Annotated in this window: 27 protein-coding genes; 24 read left to right on the top strand and 3 right to left on the bottom strand. The window is 36.6% G+C overall.

The window, feature by feature from the left end; genetic code table 11:
- Position 1: 1 nt before the first annotated feature.
- The 15 genes from QKW49_RS25810 to QKW49_RS25880 all read left to right on the top strand — a co-directional run bounded on the left by QKW49_RS25810 (position 2) and on the right by QKW49_RS25880 (position 12,069).
- Positions 2 to 322, top strand: a complete 321-nt coding sequence (locus QKW49_RS25810) for a hypothetical protein (RefSeq protein ID WP_282865511.1) — start codon at positions 2 to 4, stop codon at positions 320 to 322.
- 2 nt (positions 323 to 324) lie between these two features.
- A complete protein-coding gene (locus QKW49_RS25815; RefSeq protein WP_282865512.1) occupies positions 325 to 669 on the top strand; it encodes a hypothetical protein in 345 nt (114 codons plus the stop codon).
- Positions 669 to 1,064 (top strand): hypothetical protein, encoded by a 396-nt coding sequence (locus tag QKW49_RS25820; protein WP_282865513.1) that lies wholly within the window; start codon positions 669 to 671, stop codon positions 1,062 to 1,064. The genes QKW49_RS25815 and QKW49_RS25820 overlap by 1 nt, the downstream gene beginning before the upstream one ends.
- 2 nt (positions 1,065 to 1,066) lie before the next feature.
- Positions 1,067 to 1,612: an HK97-gp10 family putative phage morphogenesis protein gene (locus QKW49_RS25825; RefSeq protein WP_282865514.1), complete on the top strand. Its 546-nt coding sequence runs from the start codon at positions 1,067 to 1,069 to the stop codon at positions 1,610 to 1,612.
- Complete coding sequence (locus QKW49_RS25830) at positions 1,612 to 2,004, top strand: hypothetical protein (protein WP_282865515.1); 393 nt, start codon at positions 1,612 to 1,614, stop codon at positions 2,002 to 2,004. Before QKW49_RS25825 ends, QKW49_RS25830 begins: the two co-directional genes overlap by 1 nt.
- The gene (locus QKW49_RS25835) at positions 2,004 to 2,576 is read left to right on the top strand and encodes a major tail protein (RefSeq protein ID WP_282865516.1); all 573 of its coding nucleotides are present in this window, start codon (positions 2,004 to 2,006) and stop codon (positions 2,574 to 2,576) included. The genes QKW49_RS25830 and QKW49_RS25835 overlap by 1 nt, the downstream gene beginning before the upstream one ends.
- A gap of 49 nt (positions 2,577 to 2,625) precedes the next feature.
- Complete coding sequence (locus tag QKW49_RS25840; protein WP_282865517.1) at positions 2,626 to 2,979, top strand: hypothetical protein; 354 nt, start codon at positions 2,626 to 2,628, stop codon at positions 2,977 to 2,979.
- Positions 2,980 to 3,011: 32 nt separating this feature from the next.
- Complete coding sequence (locus tag QKW49_RS25845; RefSeq protein WP_282865518.1) at positions 3,012 to 3,164, top strand: hypothetical protein; 153 nt, start codon at positions 3,012 to 3,014, stop codon at positions 3,162 to 3,164.
- A 15-nt stretch (positions 3,165 to 3,179) separates the two neighbouring features.
- Positions 3,180 to 6,332: a hypothetical protein gene (locus tag QKW49_RS25850; RefSeq protein WP_282865519.1), complete on the top strand. Its 3,153-nt coding sequence runs from the start codon at positions 3,180 to 3,182 to the stop codon at positions 6,330 to 6,332.
- Positions 6,329 to 7,141 carry a distal tail protein Dit gene (locus QKW49_RS25855; protein ID WP_282865520.1) on the top strand — a complete coding sequence of 271 codons (813 nt, stop codon included), beginning with the start codon at positions 6,329 to 6,331 and terminating at the stop codon, positions 7,139 to 7,141. The genes QKW49_RS25850 and QKW49_RS25855 overlap by 4 nt, the downstream gene beginning before the upstream one ends.
- A 15-nt stretch (positions 7,142 to 7,156) precedes the next feature.
- Positions 7,157 to 9,484, top strand: a complete 2,328-nt coding sequence (locus QKW49_RS25860; protein WP_282865521.1) for a hypothetical protein — start codon at positions 7,157 to 7,159, stop codon at positions 9,482 to 9,484.
- 5 nt (positions 9,485 to 9,489) lie between these two features.
- Entirely contained in the window at positions 9,490 to 9,690 is a 201-nt protein-coding gene (locus QKW49_RS25865) for a hypothetical protein (protein WP_282865522.1), read from the top strand.
- A 1-nt stretch (position 9,691) separates the two neighbouring features.
- A complete protein-coding gene (locus QKW49_RS25870; protein ID WP_282865523.1) occupies positions 9,692 to 9,820 on the top strand; it encodes a hypothetical protein in 129 nt (42 codons plus the stop codon).
- 6 nt (positions 9,821 to 9,826) lie between these two features.
- The gene (locus QKW49_RS25875; protein WP_282865524.1) at positions 9,827 to 10,042 is read left to right on the top strand and encodes a hypothetical protein; all 216 of its coding nucleotides are present in this window, start codon (positions 9,827 to 9,829) and stop codon (positions 10,040 to 10,042) included.
- 95 nt (positions 10,043 to 10,137) lie between these two features.
- Positions 10,138 to 12,069: a phage tail spike protein gene (locus tag QKW49_RS25880; RefSeq protein ID WP_282865525.1), complete on the top strand. Its 1,932-nt coding sequence runs from the start codon at positions 10,138 to 10,140 to the stop codon at positions 12,067 to 12,069.
- 13 nt (positions 12,070 to 12,082) lie between these two features.
- Here the strand turns inward: QKW49_RS25880 and QKW49_RS25885 are convergent, their stop codons facing one another.
- Positions 12,083 to 12,664: a stalk domain-containing protein gene (locus QKW49_RS25885; protein WP_282865526.1), complete on the bottom strand. Its 582-nt coding sequence runs from the start codon at positions 12,662 to 12,664 to the stop codon at positions 12,083 to 12,085.
- A gap of 87 nt (positions 12,665 to 12,751) precedes the next feature.
- On the opposite strand from QKW49_RS25885, the gene QKW49_RS25890 reads away from it, so the two are divergent.
- The 6 genes from QKW49_RS25890 (at position 12,752) to QKW49_RS25915 (ending at position 16,629) form a co-directional block, all read left to right on the top strand.
- Positions 12,752 to 13,081: a hypothetical protein gene (locus QKW49_RS25890; protein WP_282865527.1), complete on the top strand. Its 330-nt coding sequence runs from the start codon at positions 12,752 to 12,754 to the stop codon at positions 13,079 to 13,081.
- Positions 13,071 to 15,083, top strand: coding sequence for a C1 family peptidase (locus tag QKW49_RS25895; RefSeq protein ID WP_282865528.1), 2,013 nt, complete (start codon positions 13,071 to 13,073; stop codon positions 15,081 to 15,083). The genes QKW49_RS25890 and QKW49_RS25895 overlap by 11 nt, the downstream gene beginning before the upstream one ends.
- A 20-nt stretch (positions 15,084 to 15,103) precedes the next feature.
- Positions 15,104 to 15,355 carry a hypothetical protein gene (locus QKW49_RS25900; protein ID WP_282865529.1) on the top strand — a complete coding sequence of 84 codons (252 nt, stop codon included), beginning with the start codon at positions 15,104 to 15,106 and terminating at the stop codon, positions 15,353 to 15,355.
- A 23-nt stretch (positions 15,356 to 15,378) separates the two neighbouring features.
- Positions 15,379 to 15,507 carry a hypothetical protein gene (locus QKW49_RS25905; RefSeq protein WP_282865531.1) on the top strand — a complete coding sequence of 43 codons (129 nt, stop codon included), beginning with the start codon at positions 15,379 to 15,381 and terminating at the stop codon, positions 15,505 to 15,507.
- Between the two features lie 80 nt (positions 15,508 to 15,587).
- The gene (locus QKW49_RS25910; RefSeq protein ID WP_282865532.1) at positions 15,588 to 16,052 is read left to right on the top strand and encodes a phage holin family protein; all 465 of its coding nucleotides are present in this window, start codon (positions 15,588 to 15,590) and stop codon (positions 16,050 to 16,052) included.
- Positions 16,036 to 16,629: a peptidoglycan recognition family protein gene (locus QKW49_RS25915; protein ID WP_282865533.1), complete on the top strand. Its 594-nt coding sequence runs from the start codon at positions 16,036 to 16,038 to the stop codon at positions 16,627 to 16,629. The genes QKW49_RS25910 and QKW49_RS25915 overlap by 17 nt, the downstream gene beginning before the upstream one ends.
- A gap of 151 nt (positions 16,630 to 16,780) precedes the next feature.
- Here the strand turns inward: QKW49_RS25915 and QKW49_RS25920 are convergent, their stop codons facing one another.
- Both QKW49_RS25920 and QKW49_RS25925 read right to left on the bottom strand, forming a co-directional pair.
- Entirely contained in the window at positions 16,781 to 17,194 is a 414-nt protein-coding gene (locus QKW49_RS25920; RefSeq protein WP_282865534.1) for a type II toxin-antitoxin system HicB family antitoxin, read from the bottom strand.
- Positions 17,195 to 17,219: 25 nt separating this feature from the next.
- Positions 17,220 to 17,402, bottom strand: coding sequence for a type II toxin-antitoxin system HicA family toxin (locus QKW49_RS25925; RefSeq protein ID WP_282865535.1), 183 nt, complete (start codon positions 17,400 to 17,402; stop codon positions 17,220 to 17,222).
- A gap of 331 nt (positions 17,403 to 17,733) precedes the next feature.
- Between QKW49_RS25925 and QKW49_RS25930 the strand changes: the two genes are divergently transcribed.
- The 3 genes from QKW49_RS25930 to QKW49_RS25940 are packed head-to-tail and all read left to right on the top strand — an operon-like array spanning position 17,734 to position 20,481.
- Positions 17,734 to 18,411, top strand: coding sequence for a hypothetical protein (locus QKW49_RS25930; RefSeq protein WP_282865536.1), 678 nt, complete (start codon positions 17,734 to 17,736; stop codon positions 18,409 to 18,411).
- Positions 18,412 to 18,424: 13 nt separating this feature from the next.
- Positions 18,425 to 19,381 carry a hypothetical protein gene (locus QKW49_RS25935; protein ID WP_282865537.1) on the top strand — a complete coding sequence of 319 codons (957 nt, stop codon included), beginning with the start codon at positions 18,425 to 18,427 and terminating at the stop codon, positions 19,379 to 19,381.
- Between the two features lie 5 nt (positions 19,382 to 19,386).
- Positions 19,387 to 20,481: a hypothetical protein gene (locus QKW49_RS25940; protein WP_282865538.1), complete on the top strand. Its 1,095-nt coding sequence runs from the start codon at positions 19,387 to 19,389 to the stop codon at positions 20,479 to 20,481.
- Positions 20,482 to 20,968: the final 487 nt, after the last annotated feature.

Consider the following 20,968-nt stretch of genomic DNA (forward strand, 5'->3'; position numbering starts at 1 on the left):
AATGAAGGATAAAACAGTAGAACCGGGGCATAAGGTTACAACGGAAAATGAAGAAGTAAAAAAAGAAACCACTGCTCCGGATACAAATACAGTTAAAGCGGAAGATACTCAGGAAACTAAAGCGACAGAAGCAGATGAAGCCACTACAGAAACTGAGAAAAAAGAAACCAAAAAAAGCGAGGCCCCTGTGTTCACATTAACAGGAGCTGCTTCCTTTGTATCTATGGGGGTTAAATTTGAAAAAGGAAAGGCTGTACCCGTAGACAATAAGAAACTGGCCAGCAGGCTAAGGAAAACAGGGTTTTTCAAAGAAGGTGAATAATCGTGGGATATATTACACCTACAGAGCTTGCGAATTTGGTTAATAGTGAAGAATTGGAGGGGAAGTCTTCGGACACCCTCCAAATTTTTATAGATGCAGGACAGGAAATGATAGATAAGTACTGTTCAACACAGTTTGAAGATCCTGCGCCCAGTATCGTAAAAGTAGTAAATGCCGAATTGGTTGGATACCTGTTAAAGGATAATACAAAAGAAACGGATACCACCGGGCCATTAAGCGTAAAGAACGATATTAAAGCTTATGAGAATATCTTAAATAAGCTTAGTGGGTACATTTCGAAAGAAGTAATCAATACAAGCAGCAGTATCAGGGTGCAGGTGATTTGATGAAAAAAGACACTATAATGTTGCAGGAATACGTTCCTGTTCAAGACAGCGAAGGGAATATCTCTAATGAGTGGGTAGACGTGGTTGCTTTGGCAGGGACACTTCTGCCGATAGGTTCTGAGATGGCTGCGCGCCAATATGGGTATTCTGAGAACGTATCCTATCAGTTTTTTTATAAAGGCACCAATATTAAAGTGAGAACAGGAAATCGGGTGCTTATATCATTTTCTGAATATCTTAAATTCGGAGAAGGATATACCTTTGAAGAAGATCTCCAGTTTGGCGGAGATACAGATATTGTTCGGTTTTATATTGTTCATATTGCGGACTACAAGAAAATGAAAGTGCTGCTGTTAGATACGTTTATCGGGAAAATGCAGATAAGAGGCGGTTAATTATGAATCCAGATATAAAAAAGCAGACAGAAGCCCTTAAAAAGAAATTCCGGGAAACTAGTAAAAAGGTGAAAACAGAAATGGACCGCGCCATTGTAAAGTGTGCGCAGAAGGTTGAACGGGACGCTAAAAAAAAGTGTACCGTGGATACTGGCAGGCTTCGAAGCAGCATCACGCATAGGCTAAAGCATGAAGATGCCACGAAACCGGTAGGGGAAGTAGGCACCAATGTAGAATATGCACCTCATGTTGAATTTGGGACTTCTCCCCATGAGATCCGGCCAGTGAATGCGAAAGCGTTGGCATGGACTGCAAAGGGACAAGTCGGCCAGTTTAATAAAAACGGCGGCGGAGGAACTACACACAGGCGCTATTATGTCAAATCGGATGGTACTGCGACATTTAACAAAGAAGATACTCGACAGTTTGCGCAGGTAGTACATCATCCGGGAACAAAACCAAAGCCTTATTTGTACCCCGCACTCAATGAAAATAAAGAATACATCAGGAAAACTATTGCAGACGCAATAAAGAAGGTGGCTGATTAATGTTTAATGCTAAAGAAGCCATAAAAAGTGCTTTTACTAATGATGCAACGCTTGTGGCCATGCTGGGTAAGATTAAAACTGCAAGAAAGCAAGATATCCCTTTACCGAGCATTTTTACCAGCTACCCAAAAGCATGGGATGGACTTCCGGCAATATCTTACTATGAGTTAGATAACGCTGATAGTGAGTTTGCGGATGATGAGTGCATTGGTGAAGAAATAGTTGTTATGATAGACATTTGGAGTGAAGGGAGCACAACAGCAATATTTAGAAGAGTGGATTACCTTATGAAACAAATGGGATTTGTCCGGGAAGCTGCTCCGGACGTACCGGATCCGAATGTTAACCATAAAGCAGTAAGATACAAGATTATAAAGGAGGTTGAAGAATAATGCCTAGAATAGGAGTAGCTAGTTTAGTAGTAGCAAAAGTAACTCAAGATACTGTAGATGGTGTAACCTATGATACGCCGGTGAAATTCACAAAAAAGCTTATCCGGATTGGATACCAGCCAACGGTAAACCGGGTTAATTTAGAGGCTGACGATCAAATCGTTGAAACAGTAACCGGCAAGGGGGAAACAAGGGTTACTATCGATGTGACTGATTTAACCCCTACAGAAAAAGCGCTATTGTTAGGGAGTGGAACAGTACAAAATGGTATGCGTATCTCCAATAAGGATGATCAGGCACCGTATTTCTGTGTAATGTTCAAATCAAAGAAATCCAGTGGTGGATATAGATACGTAAAACTCCTGAAAGTTCAATTCCAGGAGAACAATGAAACTTATGAAACCAAAAGACAGACCCCGGCATTTCAGAACCCTACCATTGAGGGAGTGGCCATTCCACGAATCTACGATGGTAATGATATAGTGGATGCGGATGATGATGAATCAACCTGGGATGCTTCATTGGCAACTAATTGGTTTACATCAGGAGATATTCCTACAGTAACACCATAATAAACGGGGAAGATCTCCCCGTTTGACTATTTTATAGGGAGGAATAGAAGTGAACAAATCACTTTCTTATATAAAAAAATCCGGAGTAAAAATTAAATTAGCCGATGGGAAAATCCATGAATTGAAGTATGATATGAATTCCTTGGAGTATTTGAACGAAGAATTTGGTTCTATCAAAAATTTGGATAGTATTGAGTTGGATAATCCGAAAAACATAAAGATCCTTATGCGTGCAGGTCTGCTGCATGAATATGAAGAAGGGCAAGAACCTACTTTAAGAGAGATCGGTAAACTTTTAGATGTAGAAATGATCATGAACTTTGAAAAATACATCGGTGATGCATTGCTCTTATCTATGCCTGAAACTGATGATGAAAATATAGCAGCTGTTAAAAAAAAATAGAAGATGAAGACGGAGAAATAGACTTTGGAAGGTTGTTTTACCTATGGACAGTCGAATTAAATCAACCTGAAGAAAAGTTTTGGAAGAAAACATTAAGACAGATATATCATCTCTTAGAGCATCATCGTCAGTTTAATACAGTAAAGGATCCGGAAGATGAAGAAGTGTTTATAGATCAAATTTAAAGGGGGTGGATGCAATTGACGATAGGAGAGTTCTTGGTAAAGATAGGCGGAGATACTACAGACTTAGATAATAAAATGGACCGTACAGTTAAAAAACTCGATACATTCGGAGGTCAGATAAACCGTGTTACATCTTACGTTAGAGCGGCTTTTGCAGGATATGCCGGGAAAAAGCTATTCGATTTTACTGTAGGCAGTAACGCGGATTTTGAGCAGTATACTACCAGCTTTGAAGTATTATTAGGCAGTGTCGATCGTGCAAGAGAACATATGCAGTATCTCTTTGATTATGCAGCACACACCCCTTTTGAACTACCTCAGGTAATAGAAGCATCAAAACTATTAGAGACGTTCGGATTAGAAACCCAGCAATACCTAACGCAAATAGGTAATACGGCCAGTGCCTTTAATGTTCCGATGACCCAGGTCGCTGATGCAATAGGGCGGTTATCCGCAGGCCAAACCGGGGAAGCAATGGAGCAGTTAAGACGGTTGGGTATTTCTGCAAAACAACTCGGAGAAATGGATATAGAATTTGATAAAGGCGGGCAGCTTAAAACTTCCATATCAAAGACTATGGATGCAGTACTTGCTATTATGGATAAAAAATATCAAGGGATGATGGATGAGCAGAGTAAAACCTTTAATGGGTTATTTTCTACGCTGTCGGATAATTTACAAGCTTTTGGCCGTAAGGTTGGCGATGATGTATTTGACAAATTAAAAGGTAAACTAGAAGAATTTATGGCTGCGTGGGATCAGTGGAGTAGTGACGGCACGATAGATAGAGTAGCTGAGGATTTTGGTACATTCCTGGTAAATGTAGTAGAGAATGTATCAAAGGCTATAAGGTTAATAGCTGAGTATGGCAAAGAGATTGTTGTGTTAACAGGCGCTATTGTAGGCTTAACCACGGCATTGAAGATTGCTGCTACTGTACAGGCCGCATTCAATGTAACGGCTGCAGCTAATCCGTATATCGCACTTGCAGCTGGAATTGCTGCCGTGACTGGTGGAATTTTGGCATATAACTATATGGCCAAAGAATCAGAAAAGGTTACCTATGCTCAGATAGCTGCAGAAAGAAAACAAATATCTGAAACGGATAAGCTATTAAGCCAATATGATGAGCTGCAAACTAAAGTATCTCAGAATAAAGTAAAAGGCGAAGAACTGGAAAGCGCAAAGAAGAAATTACATGAAATAGAAAAAAAGTTAGCTGAGATTTTTCCTGATGTGGCAGATGGAATTGACCAGGAAAATCAGAAGTATGCTACGCAGATTGGTCTCATCAATGACTTGAATGAAATTAAGAAAAAAGAGCATTTGGAGAGCATAAGACGGTTGCAGGTTGAGAGCAGCGCCCAAATGCCATATTTAAATGCATTGTTAAATTCTACTAATATTTCTCTGAAAAATGCTGAAACTATGATGGAGAACAGCAAAAGTGAATACGAAAAAAATCAATTAAGTCTTTCTCAATATCAAAGACAAAAGAGCGCTAAAGAATATACCGATGCAATGGCGAAGGTAAATGAGCTAAAAGCAGAGAAAGCTAGAATTGAAGCAGAAATGTCAAAGTATAAAAACGCAATGCTTGAGGTCACTGTATCAGAATATATGGCTAATAATTCCCTTCCACCCGAGTTGCAACATTTCCTTAATCTTGATGGAAGTGATCTATATTCAGATAAGAGTTCCGAAAATGGTAAAGACGGAAAAGATAAAGATGGAAAAGGTACCGGATCCGGTTCATATGAAAATGAGGCGTTAGATTCTGCGCTTCGAATTTTAGAGCATAAAAAAAGAATGAACCAGTTAACATTAGAGGATGAGCTTAATATGCTTGCTGTAATTAAAGCAGCATATGCAAAAACCTCTGATGAAATCATGAATCTGGATGAAGAAATGTATGCTATATCAAAAGAGATTAAAGATAAGCGATTGCAGGATTCTGTTGACTGGATAAACGAACGAAAGTCTTTAAATGAAATGTCCATAGAAGAAGAGATAGAGGCATGGACACGGGTGTATGAGAATCAGAAAGACAACCTGGAGGCAATAAATACAGCGGCGGTAAATTTATACCGGTTAAGAAAAGAATTGATTCAGCAAGAGCTTGAGGAAGCAGAAACCGCATTAGATAAAAGGGCAAAGGACTCAAACGATTGGATTGAAGAGCAAAAATTATACGGGCAACTTTCTGAATTAGAAGAGATTGCGGCATATAACCGGATGATCCAATACCATAAAGAGTATCTGAATAAGATCATGCAGGATGAAAAAATTGCGCAGCAAGATAAGGACCGTATTAACGAAGAAGAGCAGGATACAATTAGGGATTTGGAATATAAAAAGTATAATATCCGGAAAGAGTTCCTTGAAAAACAGGTAAATGAATATATAGAGGCAAAGCGTAAGCAATATGATGCAGAAGAAGCAGAGGAAGAAAAACGGTTAAATGATAAGCTTAAAGCAGTAGATAGAGAATATGAAGACTTAGAATATGAACAAAAAGAAGAACAACGTGCTGAAAAGTTAGTAGAATTACGTAAAAAAGAACAGCTTTATCTTAATGCTGTTACTGAGCAAGGAAATGAAACGCTCAAAGAGATCCAAGCACAGATTAATGAAATTATACTGGAGCAAGAGCAGGATAAGCGGGAAATTGAAAAGCGTGACCGCAAAGATGCGATTGAAGAAGAAATTGAAGATAATAGAGAAAAATATGATAAATTACGTGATGATTTAGACACTGAACAGGATGCAATGCTTTCTAGTATCGCGCAATTTGCAAAAGAAAATACAGCAATCTTTACTAATGCAAATCAGAATTTCAGCAATGGATTGCTAAGATCTATGCAGATATTTGAATCGCAAATGGATAAGCAAATGAGCTCTGGATTAGCAAAACTACAAAGGTTTGTGAGTGAGTATAATAAGATCGCCTCAGAGCTACAAAATATGACCACGGCGGTTGAAATGCAAGCATCTAGTGTTACTGCATCTGCCGGAAGTAGCAGCTCATCTTCTAAAAGTGTGAATGTGGTATTAAACGACTATGGGGATAAAAACATTAATAGCAAAGATGATACGATTGATTATACACAGGAATTATTTAATACGGCCACAAATGCAGTAAGGGCAGCAGGGGGGTTATCCGGATGATGGGATTTGAGTTTAATGGGAAACATTCATATAGAGATTTTGGACTAATAATGCAAAGTAAAAACAGGCCGATCCTACCGGAACCTAAGATCGTAGTTGAAGAAATCCCTGATATGGACGGTGAATATGACTATTCAGATGTGAATCCTGATGGCAGGACAAAATATAAGCCAAGAAATATAGAAATTGACTGTTCCTTTAAAGATCGTAATATTGCGCATATTATAGCGCGTGGACATCAGATTGCCGCATGGCTGGCCTGCGGAGAAAAACAGTTGATATTCGATGATGAATCTGCTGTTTTTTATTTAGGGAGAGTAGTCAATAGGCTGGATCTGGCCACGCAAATATCAAAAATAGGAAGGTTTACACTGCAATTTAAGTGTAGACCTTTTGCATTTTCTAGAGTGCTTTCAACGGAAGATATCTGGTTTGGTCAAGGGCTTATGTTTGGATATGGTTATAAGCTTGATATGGTTCCTACATCTTTCGCTATAACAGGGCCCGTAGCGCTGAATATCTATAATCCCGGAACATATGTGAAGCCTCTAATACGAATTACAGGGAGCTTTACAAATATTTCGTTTTCAGCAAACGGTAAGACACTTACTTATAATACCCCTGTATCATTTTCTACGGTTGAAATTGATTGCGCAAAGATAGAAGCCGTAAAGGCTGGTTCGGAAAATGTGCTCAGCAGCATTACAGGCGATTTTATTGAGTTTGGCAACGGCAACAATACACTGCAAATTAGCGGTACAGGGCTATCTTGTATGGTTGATTTTATATTCAATTATTTATATTTATAAAGGTGGTGGTGGCATATGGCGAATACTGAAGCAAATATTACTCAAATAGGCATAGACCTTAGTTTGAATACTAAAGACCTTATTAATGAAAATTTTGAAAATTTAAAGTCAAAAGACGTACAAAATTATTCAGAATTACAACAAATACAGCAAACGGCGGATACAAATCTCCAAAATCAGATCAATGAAGGAAATACGGCACTGACAAACCATAAGAATAGCACGGACCATCCGGCAAAAAAAATTACGTTTGATCGGGCAGGAACCTCTATGGCATCAACTAACGTAGAGGACGCCATAAAAGAAAATCATAACCGTGTTGGGAATATACTTAATTCACCGATTGATGGGACTGTAGCCGCACAAATGGTTACGGATATGAAAAACTCTGCGGTAAAGGGAAAGGTATTTAATACGCCCACAGATCGACTTGAAGAACTGGAAGCAGATGTAGAAGATACGAAGGAACCAAAGTATTCTACTCCACAGGAGCAAACGGCCAGCATATTTAGCATTCCAGCTGACAGCGCTATTGGGCCATTTAACGTGCTAAATTTGCAAGGCAGAACCTTATATAACTACGTTAATAATGGTACTGATTATGCAAACTGGTCAACGGATGCAGGAAGTACAAAAGGCGCTACTGGTATACACCTTGTTGCGGCCGCAGGTAATGAATTTGCAAAAGTGGCAACTAATTTGAAAGAATCTACAGTTTATACCCTTATTTATAACGTAAAAGCATCTAATGCCACAGGAGTATTATCTTTAAATGCGAACTATACAGGGACAAATATAACATTAACTAAAAATATAGGCATAAATAAAGTTGTATTTACCACGCAACAAACAATAAGCACCAATGAACTGCGTTATTTTCTTAGCGGCGGTATAGATGGAGAATATGTTGATTTTGAACTCTATGCGATTTTAGAAGGTGATTATACAGCAGATGCAGGTGTAAATAAGCCTTTTAAATTTGGTGCTAACTCTACAATTGGCGATTTGAGGGTAAAGTGTAGAAATGATAAAGGTAATTTGTGGGACGGTACATACGTGGCAGGTAGTTTAGATGCTGCTGGTAACTTTGTATCCTCCGCATCTGGATATAGAAGTACAAACTTAATACCTTGTAAGCCAAACCAAGCGTATACAATTAGTGGCGGTGACCGTTCTTCTGTAAGATTTTTGGACTCTAGCGGAAACGTAGTGCAAAATACAGTAAGCACAACAGTTCCGAGAACGGTAACTTCTCCTAGTACTGCTTATAAAATGCAATGGTATTACTCCACTAATGGGACACATACAGAGTTAATGATTAATGAGGGGACAACTGCTTTACCGTATGCAATACAAGAAGCAAGTATAGTCTACATCTCCCTACAAGATTATCTCCGTAGCCTACCCACCGTGAAAGATGTAATTAGTGTGGTTGATGGAACTTATACGAAGAAAACCAAAGATGTAGGCTCAACTGTAAAAGTAGCTACGGATTGGATTGTTGTAGATGATGGCTCAACAAATACTATAAGATTTAGAAAAGGAGGGTTATTACCTGATATCATTCCCTATACAACCACTCAAGCGGCAAATGCAATACTAGTTATAGGCGGTATAACATTTACACCAATACAAGTAACAAGTATAATCGCACAAGATACGGAATGTTTTAGTGTTTCTGCAACTAATGAATTACATATCAAAATTAACAAAAGTAGACTTGCTACATCGGATAACACAGGATTTGAAGCATGGCTACAAGCACAATCAAGTGCGAGTTTAATTTATCAATTGGCGGCGCCTGTTACGACAGAAATTCCTGGATTAAACAATCTTCAAGCTGGTCCCGGATACACCATTATCGTTGATCCAGCAATCCAAGATCATGAATTCTATAATGGTGGAATTGCTATCAGAAATACTGCGCTGCCTATTCAGGAAATCGAATCTGTGGTTAAAGTTGAAATTATCGATGAAAAGACCGAAGTATTAACGCCTATCGTTTCTAGCAATATAGTGATTGCAGGAGACAAATTATCGTTTACGATTACTGGCGCGACGACAGGAGAAAAATATCGGTATGTCTACAAGTATCCGCCGGAGCTTACCACACTACCGACCATCAGCTATTCATATCCTTTGAACATTGCAGCAGGGTATGAACAGGTTTTGGCCGTACAAAAGCAATTGCAAAAAGAACTAGGTAGTGTGTGGATCACGCTGCTTCCTCTTGCGGATAAAGAGTTAAAAATGTACATGATCTCCAGTATAGCAACACCCGCCACAGTGACCACAGAGGAACTTGCAAACAAAGTGAATGAAATATTGACAGTTTGGAGGTGATAAATATGTCAGATGGAAGTACTTACACACCTTTGATGTACGAAGAAATCATGAAGAATTCGCCTACCCTTAAGATGATTGTTGAAGGTAAAATATCTGAAGAGGTAGCGAAAAAGCAGGCCGAAATTGATTCATTGAAACAGGAAAATCAAATGTTACAGCAAGCAATAATTGAATTAACGCTTTTGATTGGAGGAGGAATGTAATATGTTTAACAACAACAGTGCTTTAGTTAAAATTTGGGTGCAACAAATCAAAGAAGGAGAATATACCGAAGAGCAGATTCCTGAAATATCAAACTTAAAAGAAGTAGTAATATCACTCCTGAAAGGGTGATTTTTTATGTTTAAAAAATTATTAGCACTATTAAATAAAATTGAAAGGATGATATTCATGTTTAATAAGGATTCAGCGCTAGTACAAATTTGGGCTAGTTTCGTTTTGGCTGGGGTTTATTCATTTGCTCAATGCCCTAATTTGTCGAATTTAAGAGAGCAGGTTGCAGCCGTACTGCTAGACATGGGATATGATGTAAACCAAACTCAAAATCCAGCATAATAAAATAACACCTATTGAGGTGTTATTTTTATTTGGAGGCTTTGCGGGATAGCTACCCGCCTCCTCCTATTCCTTTTTAAGAAGGTGGTGAGGCTATGAAATACCCTATCGTATATGACAAACTAGCAACAGACTTTAATAATTACGGTTTGGCCGTACTTAATAATACAACAGATCCCCTTATTACGAAAGATACGAAAGGGACCTATACATTTACTCTAAAGGTTCCTTTTAACAACAAGGCACAGTACATTATAGGCCGCAATTACATAAAAGTAGACGGTCAGTTTTTTATCATACAAAAAGTTAACAAGCAGGGCGATGATAAAAAGCTAGTAGATATATTCTGTGAGCATGTAAGCTACGAGTTGCTTGATTTTCCGCATTTCAGCGAGGATATAATTAACTGGACTTATAAGGATATCCTACTGCGGATCCTTGACGGTACCCCGTTCACTTTACACGATAATGATTTTATCCTGAATAATTACACCGATCTTTTTTATGATCCGGACAATGGCATAGGAAATGCCCGGGATATGCTTTTTACTTTCCTTAGTGAAATTGAGGCAGAGGTTGAGTTTGATAATTACGATATCTATATTGCTCAGAGCTTTGGAGAAGATAACGGTGTGCAATTCCGTGCCGGTAAGAATATCAAAGGCATAAAAGATATGAGTGACACCCAGGTGCTATGTACCAGGGTAATCCCAATCGGCAAGGATGGACTTGATATTACCTCTGTTAACGGGGGACTGCCTTACCGGGACGCGGATAATATCGGAGATTATAAGCACCCGATTACACACCCATTAGAACTCCGGGAGATTGATGATCCAAATGAATTATTAGCAGAAGCGGACAAGTACCTGGAACAATATAAATACGGCAATCAAAGTTATGAAATAGATATATTAGAGCTTTGTCAGCACCCGGACTATGCACAATATGCTGATTTGGAGAAGGTAAAGAATGGTGATACGGTAACAATAATTCATCCGACTTACGGTATTAATATCAAAGCACGGGTGGTTCAGTACTCCTATAATCCAATTACAAAGAGAAATAGCAAGGTTGTAATAGCAAACTTCAGGCAGAATGTTACTGATCTGTTCCAAAAATACGATAAATCTACCCGGACAGTTAGTTATGCTTTCCAGGGCAGGAAGTTGAATAAAGCTACATTGTTAGGGCTTACAATTGAAGATTATAATGGAGACTTGGCGTTCGAAATTGACGCAGTAACACGGCAATTAAAATGCGGTCCAGGAACAATAATGTCATGGGGAAATCTACAGGACGTACCTTCTGACCTTGCTTATGCTGCAGATATCCCCAATATCGACGATAGTTATTTTACCCATATTGGAGAGAACTACGTTTTTACTGGATTGGTTGGAGCAAACAAAATTTTAATCGGAGGCGAGAATGGATATATTAGTTTTTCTCAATTTGAAACGCCCCCATCCGCGAATGATGTAGGTGCAAGGCCATATGATTGGTTGCCTGAATATGGTGAGATTCTTGGAGTAAAACCTCCTAACGATGCAGATAACACATATAATACAATAGGTTCGCAACGCCTTACTTATATAGACCCATACGGGATATATACTGGTGTATTAACGGCACAGCAGATTAACGCTATACAAGGGATTCAACTTGGGTCTAACGCATCCATATTATGGGGCGCCCTTCCTTTAGATGTAGCAAGCATAGGAGATATTCCAGATGTACCCACAACTGTTGAAATTACGCAGATTGCTGCTGATTATGTACAGACACCGCAGTTGGAAACTAATATTGGTAAGGTCTACGATACTCTTTGGGTTGGTTCTGAAAGTACAAAAGGCGAATTAAAACTATATGCTTACGGGGCAAGCACAGCTAGAATTTATGGGTGGCCATGGGCTGGAGTTGGTGGAACACAAATAGTTTATGAAGCGAATAGTCATGTATTTGAAGGTGACGTTGATTTTTCATATGCTAATGTGCAAGGAATGAATATAGTTGCGAAGTTTGGATAGTAAAAATGGGGGATTATTCCCCCATGAATTGTTTAAGTATTTTTAAATTAACATAGCCAACCGGTTCTTCAAGGGTATAGAAAGTTATTACATTATTTTCATCATTTAGATCAAATTTTGCTTGTGCTGTATCGTTTCTTATTGTAATAACACTTTTTTCTAAGCTTGCAGTATCAATTTTGTACTTTTCTTTAAAAGGCTGAAATGACACATAAGTCTCACTGTTATATATTATTGCCTCAATATCATCAAAGGTTGTATATTCTACATCTTTTGGAGTTATTTTCTTTGTATTATTATTGTTCTTTTGTTGTACAGAAACAGCATTGCTAGAGATCTCAGCCTGCCCAAGCTTACTGTTCCAATTAACCTGTGCCCCAAGCAAACTACTAATAGCTTTTAACGGAACATAGGGATTATCGCCTTTATCGGTTTTAAGCGATAGAATCGGCAGCTCCTGATTAGTATACTCTTGGCCGTTAACTATAAGCTTATAATCTACCTTATGCAGAATATAGTCGTTCACGGCAGCAAACCCGGGCAGTGATGCAAATAGTACGGCACCAGTTAGAAATCCTAATATAAACTTTTTCATTTGTAAATCACTCCTTAAAATTAGTTTTAGCTTATATTTATTATTCTATGCATTAAAGGAAAATCCTGCTATTGTGAGGTGAAAAACATGCCATATATTATAAACATCCCAAGCCGAAGCACAACCGAATCATTTGCAGTTCAAATAAGAGAGATAAGCAATTGCACGGAAGTAAAAGTATGGATAGGCGGTGATTGTAAAATATTCGCACACGATGGAAGTGAAAATAGTAAAATTATATACTTCAACGACCTACCAAATGGGATAACCATAGTCCGTGGTGAAGTTAAAACTAGCGGTGAATGGGTTGAACTACAGCCTGCAGCTTTTCCTGCTGTTGAAAAGGTAGACCCATATCTTATATTGGCTGATATGAAATGTGCGCATCATAAAGGCGGTGTAGCACATGAGTTATAATCTTAGTGTAACATTAGTAAAGAATGTAGAGTTAGATTGCGTAAGAGCGCAAGTAGAAGTAACTAGCGATGTGTCTTATGGGTATACATTTTTTGATGTATGGTTCAGTGTTCCTTGTGGGCAAGGACAATTCAGTGGTTCGACATATGGGATATATACTACATACGGTTCGACTAGACAATTTAATATGAATATTAATTTCACATCATATAAAGATTATATGACAGGAATATTCAAGGTTCAACCAGTTGGGGCATCTGTATGGAGCGCAGAAGAATATGTAACAAATGAAGCCGGAGAACCTTCATCAAATTACCCATATGAATATTATCCATCGTATTATCCAGAAGTCACAAGCCAATGGGTATGGGGAGCAGGAGATGGTCCTGACCCTAATGGGTGGCACGGTCAAGCAGATTCATGTGTGGCAAATGCTTTGGTATCATTGAAGGAAATTCAGGAATATAGAGAACTAGGGGTTCAAAAGAAATTTTCTATTGGATGGATATATGGGAATAGACTTCCTTCACATTTGCAAGGCGAAACAATGAATTATGATGAAGCTATTCCACAATTAATAAATGATGGTGTTCCAGAATATACAGAGTTGCCGGAGAATCAAAATAATGGGCCATATCAATGGGCATATCCAGACATATATTATTATTTTGATTGGACTGATGGTGGACAAACAATAATTGGAGCAAAAACACTCGTTGAAAATAATTACAACAATGTAATTGAAAAAGCTAGAAAATATAAAGTTGGTGGATATACAAAATACACAAGGGATTTTATAAATATAGAACAGGTGAAAGCAGGTGTAGTCAATCATGGTGGTGTTCTTGTATCTTTAAGAATTGCCAATAATTTTGATTGGCTTGGTGGAGATGGGAGTACTGGTATAGTTGAACAACCAGATTGGTATAGAGACAATGATTGGCATGCCGTTGTTATTATAGGTTGGAAAAGAATTAATGGCAAGTTATATTGGATAACACACAACAATTGGGGAGCTTGGTGGTGGGGAGATAATGGGCGTTGTTATATGCCATATGATTATCTTGCTATAGGTGATTATTATGTTATACCAGATGTTCCTAATCCAATATCTCCACCTTCATTTGCTCCTGTTATAGCAAGTAGATTTCCAAATGGATTTAAATTAACATGGGGAGCTTCAACAGATGAATTATTGGAATCATACACAATAAGACTATATAATACAAGAACAGGCATATATAGTCACTATGAAAGAGCTTTCTACTATACAGACATATCAATTTATTCATTGGAAAATGGTACTACATACGAAATATCTGTACGTGCGAATGGAAGTAATGGAGGAAGTTCGCCATATACCACAAGCAACACAGCAACAGTGAATCCTTGCAAACCTGAGATTGTAGTTGATAATGTAACCGAAACATCTATTACTGTAAGAATCACAAATATGACTGGCACCTGGTCCGGCATTACATTAGATTTGTACATTAACGGCAATGTGGTTGCAGGTTCAAATCGAATAGCGCACAGTGTTGGGGATATTATTACTTGGACAGGATTAACACCAGGTGTTCAATACGAAATTCAGGCGCTTTCGTTTATAGAAGTTAGTATTACGCTGTATAGTTTAACTGCTGCCAGCGTAACGGCAGTTACAACGGTTCGGCCAACAAATTTTAGTTGGACTTTCCAAAAAGAATCCGGACAGCCGTTCAAATTAACCGAAACTGAATGGAACGACTTCGCCAACAAAATTAATGAATTCAGATCATACAAAGGTCTGAGTTCTTATTTTTTTAGTACAGCTTACAATGCTGCCGATTTTTTAGCAGATATGTTTAATCAAGCTGTATCGGCAATAGCTGGAATGAATCCACCAACAGCGCCGCCATCGTCAAAATTAGGGGTGAGTGACGTTGTGGATCCGGATACTGCGGATGATGTATTAGCAGCATATCTTAATGATATTGTAAGTTCATTAAATTCAATACAATAATAAAAAGGAGAGTGTTTAACATGGCAAAAACATCAGTATTAAATCAAGAGGTTAACAAAAAGAATGGAGAAGTGGTAGTAACAAAGACAGTGGAGGAAAGGCTTACACGGGATGATCTGCTGGCACTAAAGGATAATCTGCGCCGACAGAAGCAACAGCTCCTACAGCAAAGCAAAAAGATAAAAAGCGATTATGATACAATTGATGCAAGAGAGCAAGAAATTGAAGGAATGCTGGAACTACTGCCTACTGATGATTTAGAGACTATATAAAAACGAAGAAACCGGAGGATATCATGCAAGAATTTATAAAAATTTGTCTTGAATTAGGTAAAGAATTGTTAAATAAAGATAGTTTGACCGAAAAGGAAGAAAACTTTCTCAATAATCTAAATTTGATAGTGGAAAAAGAGATTAAACTATAGAAATAAATAAATGTTAATCTAGTACGCTGAGAAGCTCAGAAATGGGCTTCTTTTTAATTAAAAAGAAAAGAGGGATAACAATGTCTGACAACATGTTTGTTTCAATCAAAGCAGTTTTTTCCTTTGTAGTATCAACGGTATTGGCAGCAGTGAATGCTTTTATACCACTATTTGTAATTCTGTTTTTTAGCCTTATCGGTGATTATACCACCGGTATGACAGCAGCCGGGATGAATGGAGAGTTATCTTCTAGAAAAGGATGGAAAGGAATTATTAAAAAGCTCTATTATGGTATTGCTGTAGCTGTTGGGTTTGGTGTGGATTACATTGTACAATACCTTGCTAAAGGCATAGGGCTACAAGTAAGTATACCTGTGTTTTTTGGCATCTTGGTAACAGTATGGTTAATTCTTAACGAATGGGTGTCAATGCTTGAAAATTTAGCAAAAATCGGTGTTCCTTTACCCAAATTTTTGATTAGTGCGCTCGCTATTATAGGGAAAATGGTAGAACAGGCAGGTGAAACAAATGAACAAACCAAATAAAATTATAATTCACCACTCAGCCACACAGGATGGGACAGTACATAAAGACTTTGATGCAATCCGCAACTACCATATAAATACCAACGGTTGGCGTGATATCGGGTACCATTATGTAGTTGAGAGTGTGGCAAATGGATATAAGATCATCCCCGGAAGGGCTGAGAATGACGATGCAGCACATTGCATAGGACAAAACACACAAAGCATTGGTATTTGCTTGGTAGGTAATTTCTTGGAGCAGGAGCCGCCGGAAGCGCAAATACAGACATTAGTCTATCTGATCAAGGATATATACAGCCGATACGGTAAACTGCCAATCTATGGTCACAAAGATTTTTATGCAACGAGCTGTCCGGGGAAAATAAATTTAGAAAGAGTGAAAAAATTGGTTGAGCAAGAAGAAGATACAACTTTGACATGGCGGCAGATTATCCAAAAAGCTGCTAGTATCCCTGGGAAATGGGAAACTGGTATAATTGCGGCAGTAAATGCGGCGAAAGCAGACGGTGACCTTGGAGCGTTGGAGATATTTGAGTTTTTGCCGGAATTGATAGTGAAAATATATAATTCAAAATGAGATACCACCCCGGAGCTTCCATGTTTTTTTATTTTGCCTATATACGCACTAAAAGATTATTTAGACGATGGTAAAATAAATGATAGCTACAAACCGCCGGATGCGGATATATCAGTATAAAAAACATCCCCGGGCATTCCCGGGGACTGTTTTATTGCCTATGCTCATGTATGCCCAAGTGATTCTTTAAAGCATCTTGGAGTACATGGGAAAAATTAACTTGTTTCTTCTCAGCTTCATCATTCAACCACTTTGGTATAGTTAAAGTTTTTTTAATGGCTTTATTTCGCATCCTATCTCTAACCGGTATCATCCAAGAGTCTACTAAAGATACAAAAGAGCCTTTTTCAATAACATCAATATCCTGCGGCAATGACGGTTCAGGGATTTGCTCGTTATCTTCTTCAATATTGTATAAATACAACGCTAGAGCTTCTTTTGCCATTTCAAATGCTTCTTGTAGGCTATCACCTTCGGTAATACACCCTGGTAGATCAGGGAATGTAACCGTATAGCCGCCTTCTTCGCAGGCTTCAAATAATGCAGGGAAAACATATTTATCCATATATAAAATACCTCCTTCGCAGGGTTTATTTCAACCCTGCTTGTTTTAGTATTGAATGTGCGGTTTTTATTTTTAAATCACCTTTATGATTCGGGACTGTGACTTTTCCTTTCTTAGTTGGGTGTATGTAATACATGTGTGAGCCATCTTGATTTTTAAATTTCCAACCATCTTTATGTAATAACTTTAGTATTTCTCTTACTGTCACCGTTCCCTCACCTCCTGAATACATTATAACACGTATTAATATACGTGTCAATATAATATGTAATATTTTGTATAAATTAATTAATTTTACATTAGGCAGATCAAGTGTAAAAGGATAGTTTAAAATAGTTTATAAATAAATTATAAATATTAACATTAATGTAAACTTATTATATAATATCAATTAAGATAGTATATGTGCATATGTCGAATTTTAGCGAAACTTGCGATGAATTTATTTAAAATTATAGAGGAATTTGTAATTAGAAATAGAATAATTAAATTAACAATTTTTCTTATGAGAATAATTGTTTGAATGGAGGCTGGATTTTATGGCTCTACAGAATATATTTATAAATAGATGTGAGATAGAGAAATTTGTTTTTGATAATATTATTGATTACTTCTCACAAAATCAATATAATGAAGAGTCGGAAGAAGGGTTCTATGTTTCATGCTTAAATGATGATTATGTAGAGGTGCATTATATTTCTTACACAGTAAGTTACGAGAATAAATTCGATTTTGAAAACTATCAATTTATTCGTGAAGAATATAGGAAAGCTGAATCTACTCGGTTCGTTATTGATTATTTAAACCAAATTACAGTTGTATGGGGAAATAAAGCTAAAACAGTAAAAATACTAGAACTCATTGGAAAGATAAGCAACTATAAAGTTGTTACCGATGAGATTTATATCACTCCGGTTGAATTATTTAAAAAATTATCTTCTCATAAAATATCATACAACATAAGAAGAATAAAGATTAAAGAGTATCAATTTTTTGATGGTGTTTTTGGGGATTGTTCTCTTAATCTTACAGATTATTCAAAGTCAAATGATATTATTAAAGAGTATGCACTAAAAATTTCACAAGTTACGATAAACATATATATTGAAGAGAATTATACCTTAACATTTTATGAGAGTGGAGCTATCACAATTTATAAAGAGTATGATGATATATGCTTTGCATTTATTCGTAAGATAATATCATTATTTTTGTGAGGAGGTCTTAAAATTGCCAGAAGATCAAAATGTCGTTGGAGATTATTGGACAGATGAAACAATTGCATTGTTAACAAAATTAGGTTGGCAACAAAGAGGTGCGAGAAATTTCGATATTGATTGCAGCAAACATAAAAAGCAACGTAATGGCCAAGGTCATGGTATTGATTGTTTGTTTTCATATTATGATCCATATCTAAACAGAACAAACGGGATTATTGTCGAATCAAAATCCAGACAATGGGATGGGCTTAGTAAATCCAAGCTCGAAAGTTTCATTACACAGGTTATGAGTTGTCTTGAATGCGCTCAAGAAGCGTCTCAATTGCAAGAGTTTGGATTCGATGCTATAAATACAGCTCTTATCGTTTGTTGGTGTAATGATGGAAATTATAACCATTCACAATATATAGATAGATTAAGAAGCCTGAAATACCCGCTTAAATTAAGAGAAATGACTATTTATTTGGCATCAAATTATGACATTCTAAGATGGTGTTCAATTATAGATACTATGAGTTCGATTAAAAATAATAGTTTGGAATTTAAGTTTTGCTATCCATATATTGTTAATAATAATTCCGACTTATGTGAAGATAATTATCTTACATTATTCTATTTATACTCTAAATACATATTTGCAAGAAATAAAGTGAGAAAAGTTTTAGGAGATACTACCAAAGTTATTGAACAGTCTATAGTATTTTACTTTGATGAAGTTTCTTTATCAGGCCTTCAATTTATGTACGATGCTTTTAGGCAATATCAACTTCAAAGGGCTGATGAATTTATAATATATTTATATATAAACAGGAGTGAGCATCGGGAATGTGTTGATGAGTTTAAGCGAACGATAAATGAGCAGTTAACTAAAAATGGAAGTCATAAGAGCCTAGTTGTAAGATATATGACGGTACTAACTGGGACTGAAACAGTGCCTTATAATATTCTTGGCATAAATGAGGAGTGACAATAATGATAACTAGTTATCCTGATAAAAACTCTTTAAAAGAAGTATTAACAAACAAGCTAACTTCATCAAAAGTTAGATATTTTTGTCAAGAAAACGGAATACTACTTCCAGTTAATAACAAAGACTGTATTGGAAAGACTGCACACCTATTCTTTTGGGGGTTAAATGATATAAATGAATTATCTGAACTAATATTTGATGAAAAAAATTATAAAAAGGCTATAAGATTTAATGTAAGCAAGCCTAATGGCTTAGCAGACCATTTACCAGTGGCAGAAGAAATTTTTAATAGTGTTGGCGTGATCAGAGATAATCAAAGCTCTTTTTCTGCTTATAGGATAAAAGGTGTAAAAATTACAAATGAACAAAACAGTGAAAGAGAAGTTTTATTAGAATATGAACATGAGTATCCTGGGAAAGTAGCAATGTTGAATAAAGTAACAAAACAAATTAAAATTCATGTAAAACCAAATGATATAAATAGTGTAGAAATTAACGCATTGCCAGAGGATAACAATGATGTAAAAGTAGTACAATTATTTTTAAACGATATTGCAGCTAAAAATGAACAAATTAGTTTTCGTGTGAAATCAGTAACTTTAGATAATTTAGTCATAGATAACAAAATTGCTTTATTTGATAGGTTTTTTGCTTATGAATTTGAAGATTGGACCTTACATCAGATTAAAGGGCTAAAGGTTAACAAGCAAAATGAGCTGATAGAAGTTGATGAAGATGGAGATGACAATGAAGATATACTTATGGGAATAAATTCGGCGGTTTTACAAGGTAGCAGTTTAAGAACAAATCCATTTGTTCAGCAATGCTTAAGTAGAAGATATTATTTCACGCAAGCACATATAAAGTTTTATCACAGGAGAAATGCACAAGCTATCGTTCTGGAAGTTTCCTTTAAAGGTAACCCAACACTTTTAGAGGTAAGATTTATCCAAATATTAGAAATTGAAGATGGTAAAGAGCATAAATCAAGCTTGTCTTCGGATGAACAAAAGGAAATATTAATGGGATTTCATGATATCCTATATAACATATATATGGAGTTAGTAAGGCATCAATATCAACCAGCAGACAATTAATAGTTATATAGTTATTACTATTATATTCATAACAATAAACTAAAAATTAAAGCAGCTCCGAAATATTGGAAGCTGCTTTAATTTATTTTTATTGTATGCAGAACTTAAAGGTTTATACCTCTAAGCCCTGCTATCATATTCTCAATTTAATATACAGTTACTTGAAACAATAATTGTATACTTATTATGATAGCCAGTAGAATAATTATCTTTAACAGTAATTTCATAGGTGTTCAATCCTCCTGGCGTATTAAATTATGGTTTTTATTATAACATAGCTGATATGTGTTATATAGTTGTATATATTGGTATTAAAGGGATTGAAGGCTTTTTTATACTTTGTATTTTAATTAATTTTTACTGTATAACATTAATCTAAAGTTTGGCGCATGGCTCCGGTACCCGGGGCTTTTTTATTTTGGTTGACAAATCTGCCCATTTAGGGTAAAACAGTTACATACAACGTAATGTAACGGGAGTGATCAGC

Origin of the sequence: Petroclostridium sp. X23 (assembly GCF_030013905.1) — a bacterium.
Taxonomy (GTDB): domain Bacteria; phylum Bacillota; class Clostridia; order SK-Y3; family SK-Y3; genus X23.

Excerpts from the sequence above, each read along its gene's own strand:
- QKW49_RS25860 (WP_282865521.1), top strand. The coding sequence starts at position 7,157 with ATGGCGAATACTGAAGCAAATATTACTCAAATAGGCATAGACCTTAGT.
- QKW49_RS25920 (WP_282865534.1), bottom strand. The coding sequence starts at position 17,194 with ATGGATAAATATGTTTTCCCTGCATTATTTGAAGCCTGCGAAGAAGGC.
- QKW49_RS25830 (WP_282865515.1), top strand. The coding sequence starts at position 1,612 with ATGTTTAATGCTAAAGAAGCCATAAAAAGTGCTTTTACTAATGATGCA.
- QKW49_RS25905 (WP_282865531.1), top strand. The coding sequence starts at position 15,379 with ATGCAAGAATTTATAAAAATTTGTCTTGAATTAGGTAAAGAATTGTTA.
- QKW49_RS25855 (WP_282865520.1), top strand. The coding sequence starts at position 6,329 with ATGATGGGATTTGAGTTTAATGGGAAACATTCATATAGAGATTTTGGA.
- QKW49_RS25885 (WP_282865526.1), bottom strand. The coding sequence starts at position 12,664 with ATGAAAAAGTTTATATTAGGATTTCTAACTGGTGCCGTACTATTTGCA.
- QKW49_RS25865 (WP_282865522.1), top strand. The coding sequence starts at position 9,490 with ATGTCAGATGGAAGTACTTACACACCTTTGATGTACGAAGAAATCATG.
- QKW49_RS25825 (WP_282865514.1), top strand. The coding sequence starts at position 1,067 with ATGAATCCAGATATAAAAAAGCAGACAGAAGCCCTTAAAAAGAAATTC.
- QKW49_RS25890 (WP_282865527.1), top strand. The coding sequence starts at position 12,752 with ATGCCATATATTATAAACATCCCAAGCCGAAGCACAACCGAATCATTT.
- QKW49_RS25910 (WP_282865532.1), top strand. The coding sequence starts at position 15,588 with ATGTCTGACAACATGTTTGTTTCAATCAAAGCAGTTTTTTCCTTTGTA.
- QKW49_RS25930 (WP_282865536.1), top strand. The coding sequence starts at position 17,734 with ATGGCTCTACAGAATATATTTATAAATAGATGTGAGATAGAGAAATTT.
- QKW49_RS25880 (WP_282865525.1), top strand. The coding sequence starts at position 10,138 with ATGAAATACCCTATCGTATATGACAAACTAGCAACAGACTTTAATAAT.
- QKW49_RS25895 (WP_282865528.1), top strand. The coding sequence starts at position 13,071 with ATGAGTTATAATCTTAGTGTAACATTAGTAAAGAATGTAGAGTTAGAT.
- QKW49_RS25940 (WP_282865538.1), top strand. The coding sequence starts at position 19,387 with ATGATAACTAGTTATCCTGATAAAAACTCTTTAAAAGAAGTATTAACA.
- QKW49_RS25870 (WP_282865523.1), top strand. The coding sequence starts at position 9,692 with ATGTTTAACAACAACAGTGCTTTAGTTAAAATTTGGGTGCAACAAATC.
- QKW49_RS25835 (WP_282865516.1), top strand. The coding sequence starts at position 2,004 with ATGCCTAGAATAGGAGTAGCTAGTTTAGTAGTAGCAAAAGTAACTCAA.
- QKW49_RS25875 (WP_282865524.1), top strand. The coding sequence starts at position 9,827 with ATGTTTAAAAAATTATTAGCACTATTAAATAAAATTGAAAGGATGATA.
- QKW49_RS25820 (WP_282865513.1), top strand. The coding sequence starts at position 669 with ATGAAAAAAGACACTATAATGTTGCAGGAATACGTTCCTGTTCAAGAC.
- QKW49_RS25900 (WP_282865529.1), top strand. The coding sequence starts at position 15,104 with ATGGCAAAAACATCAGTATTAAATCAAGAGGTTAACAAAAAGAATGGA.
- QKW49_RS25915 (WP_282865533.1), top strand. The coding sequence starts at position 16,036 with ATGAACAAACCAAATAAAATTATAATTCACCACTCAGCCACACAGGAT.
- QKW49_RS25810 (WP_282865511.1), top strand. The coding sequence starts at position 2 with ATGAAGGATAAAACAGTAGAACCGGGGCATAAGGTTACAACGGAAAAT.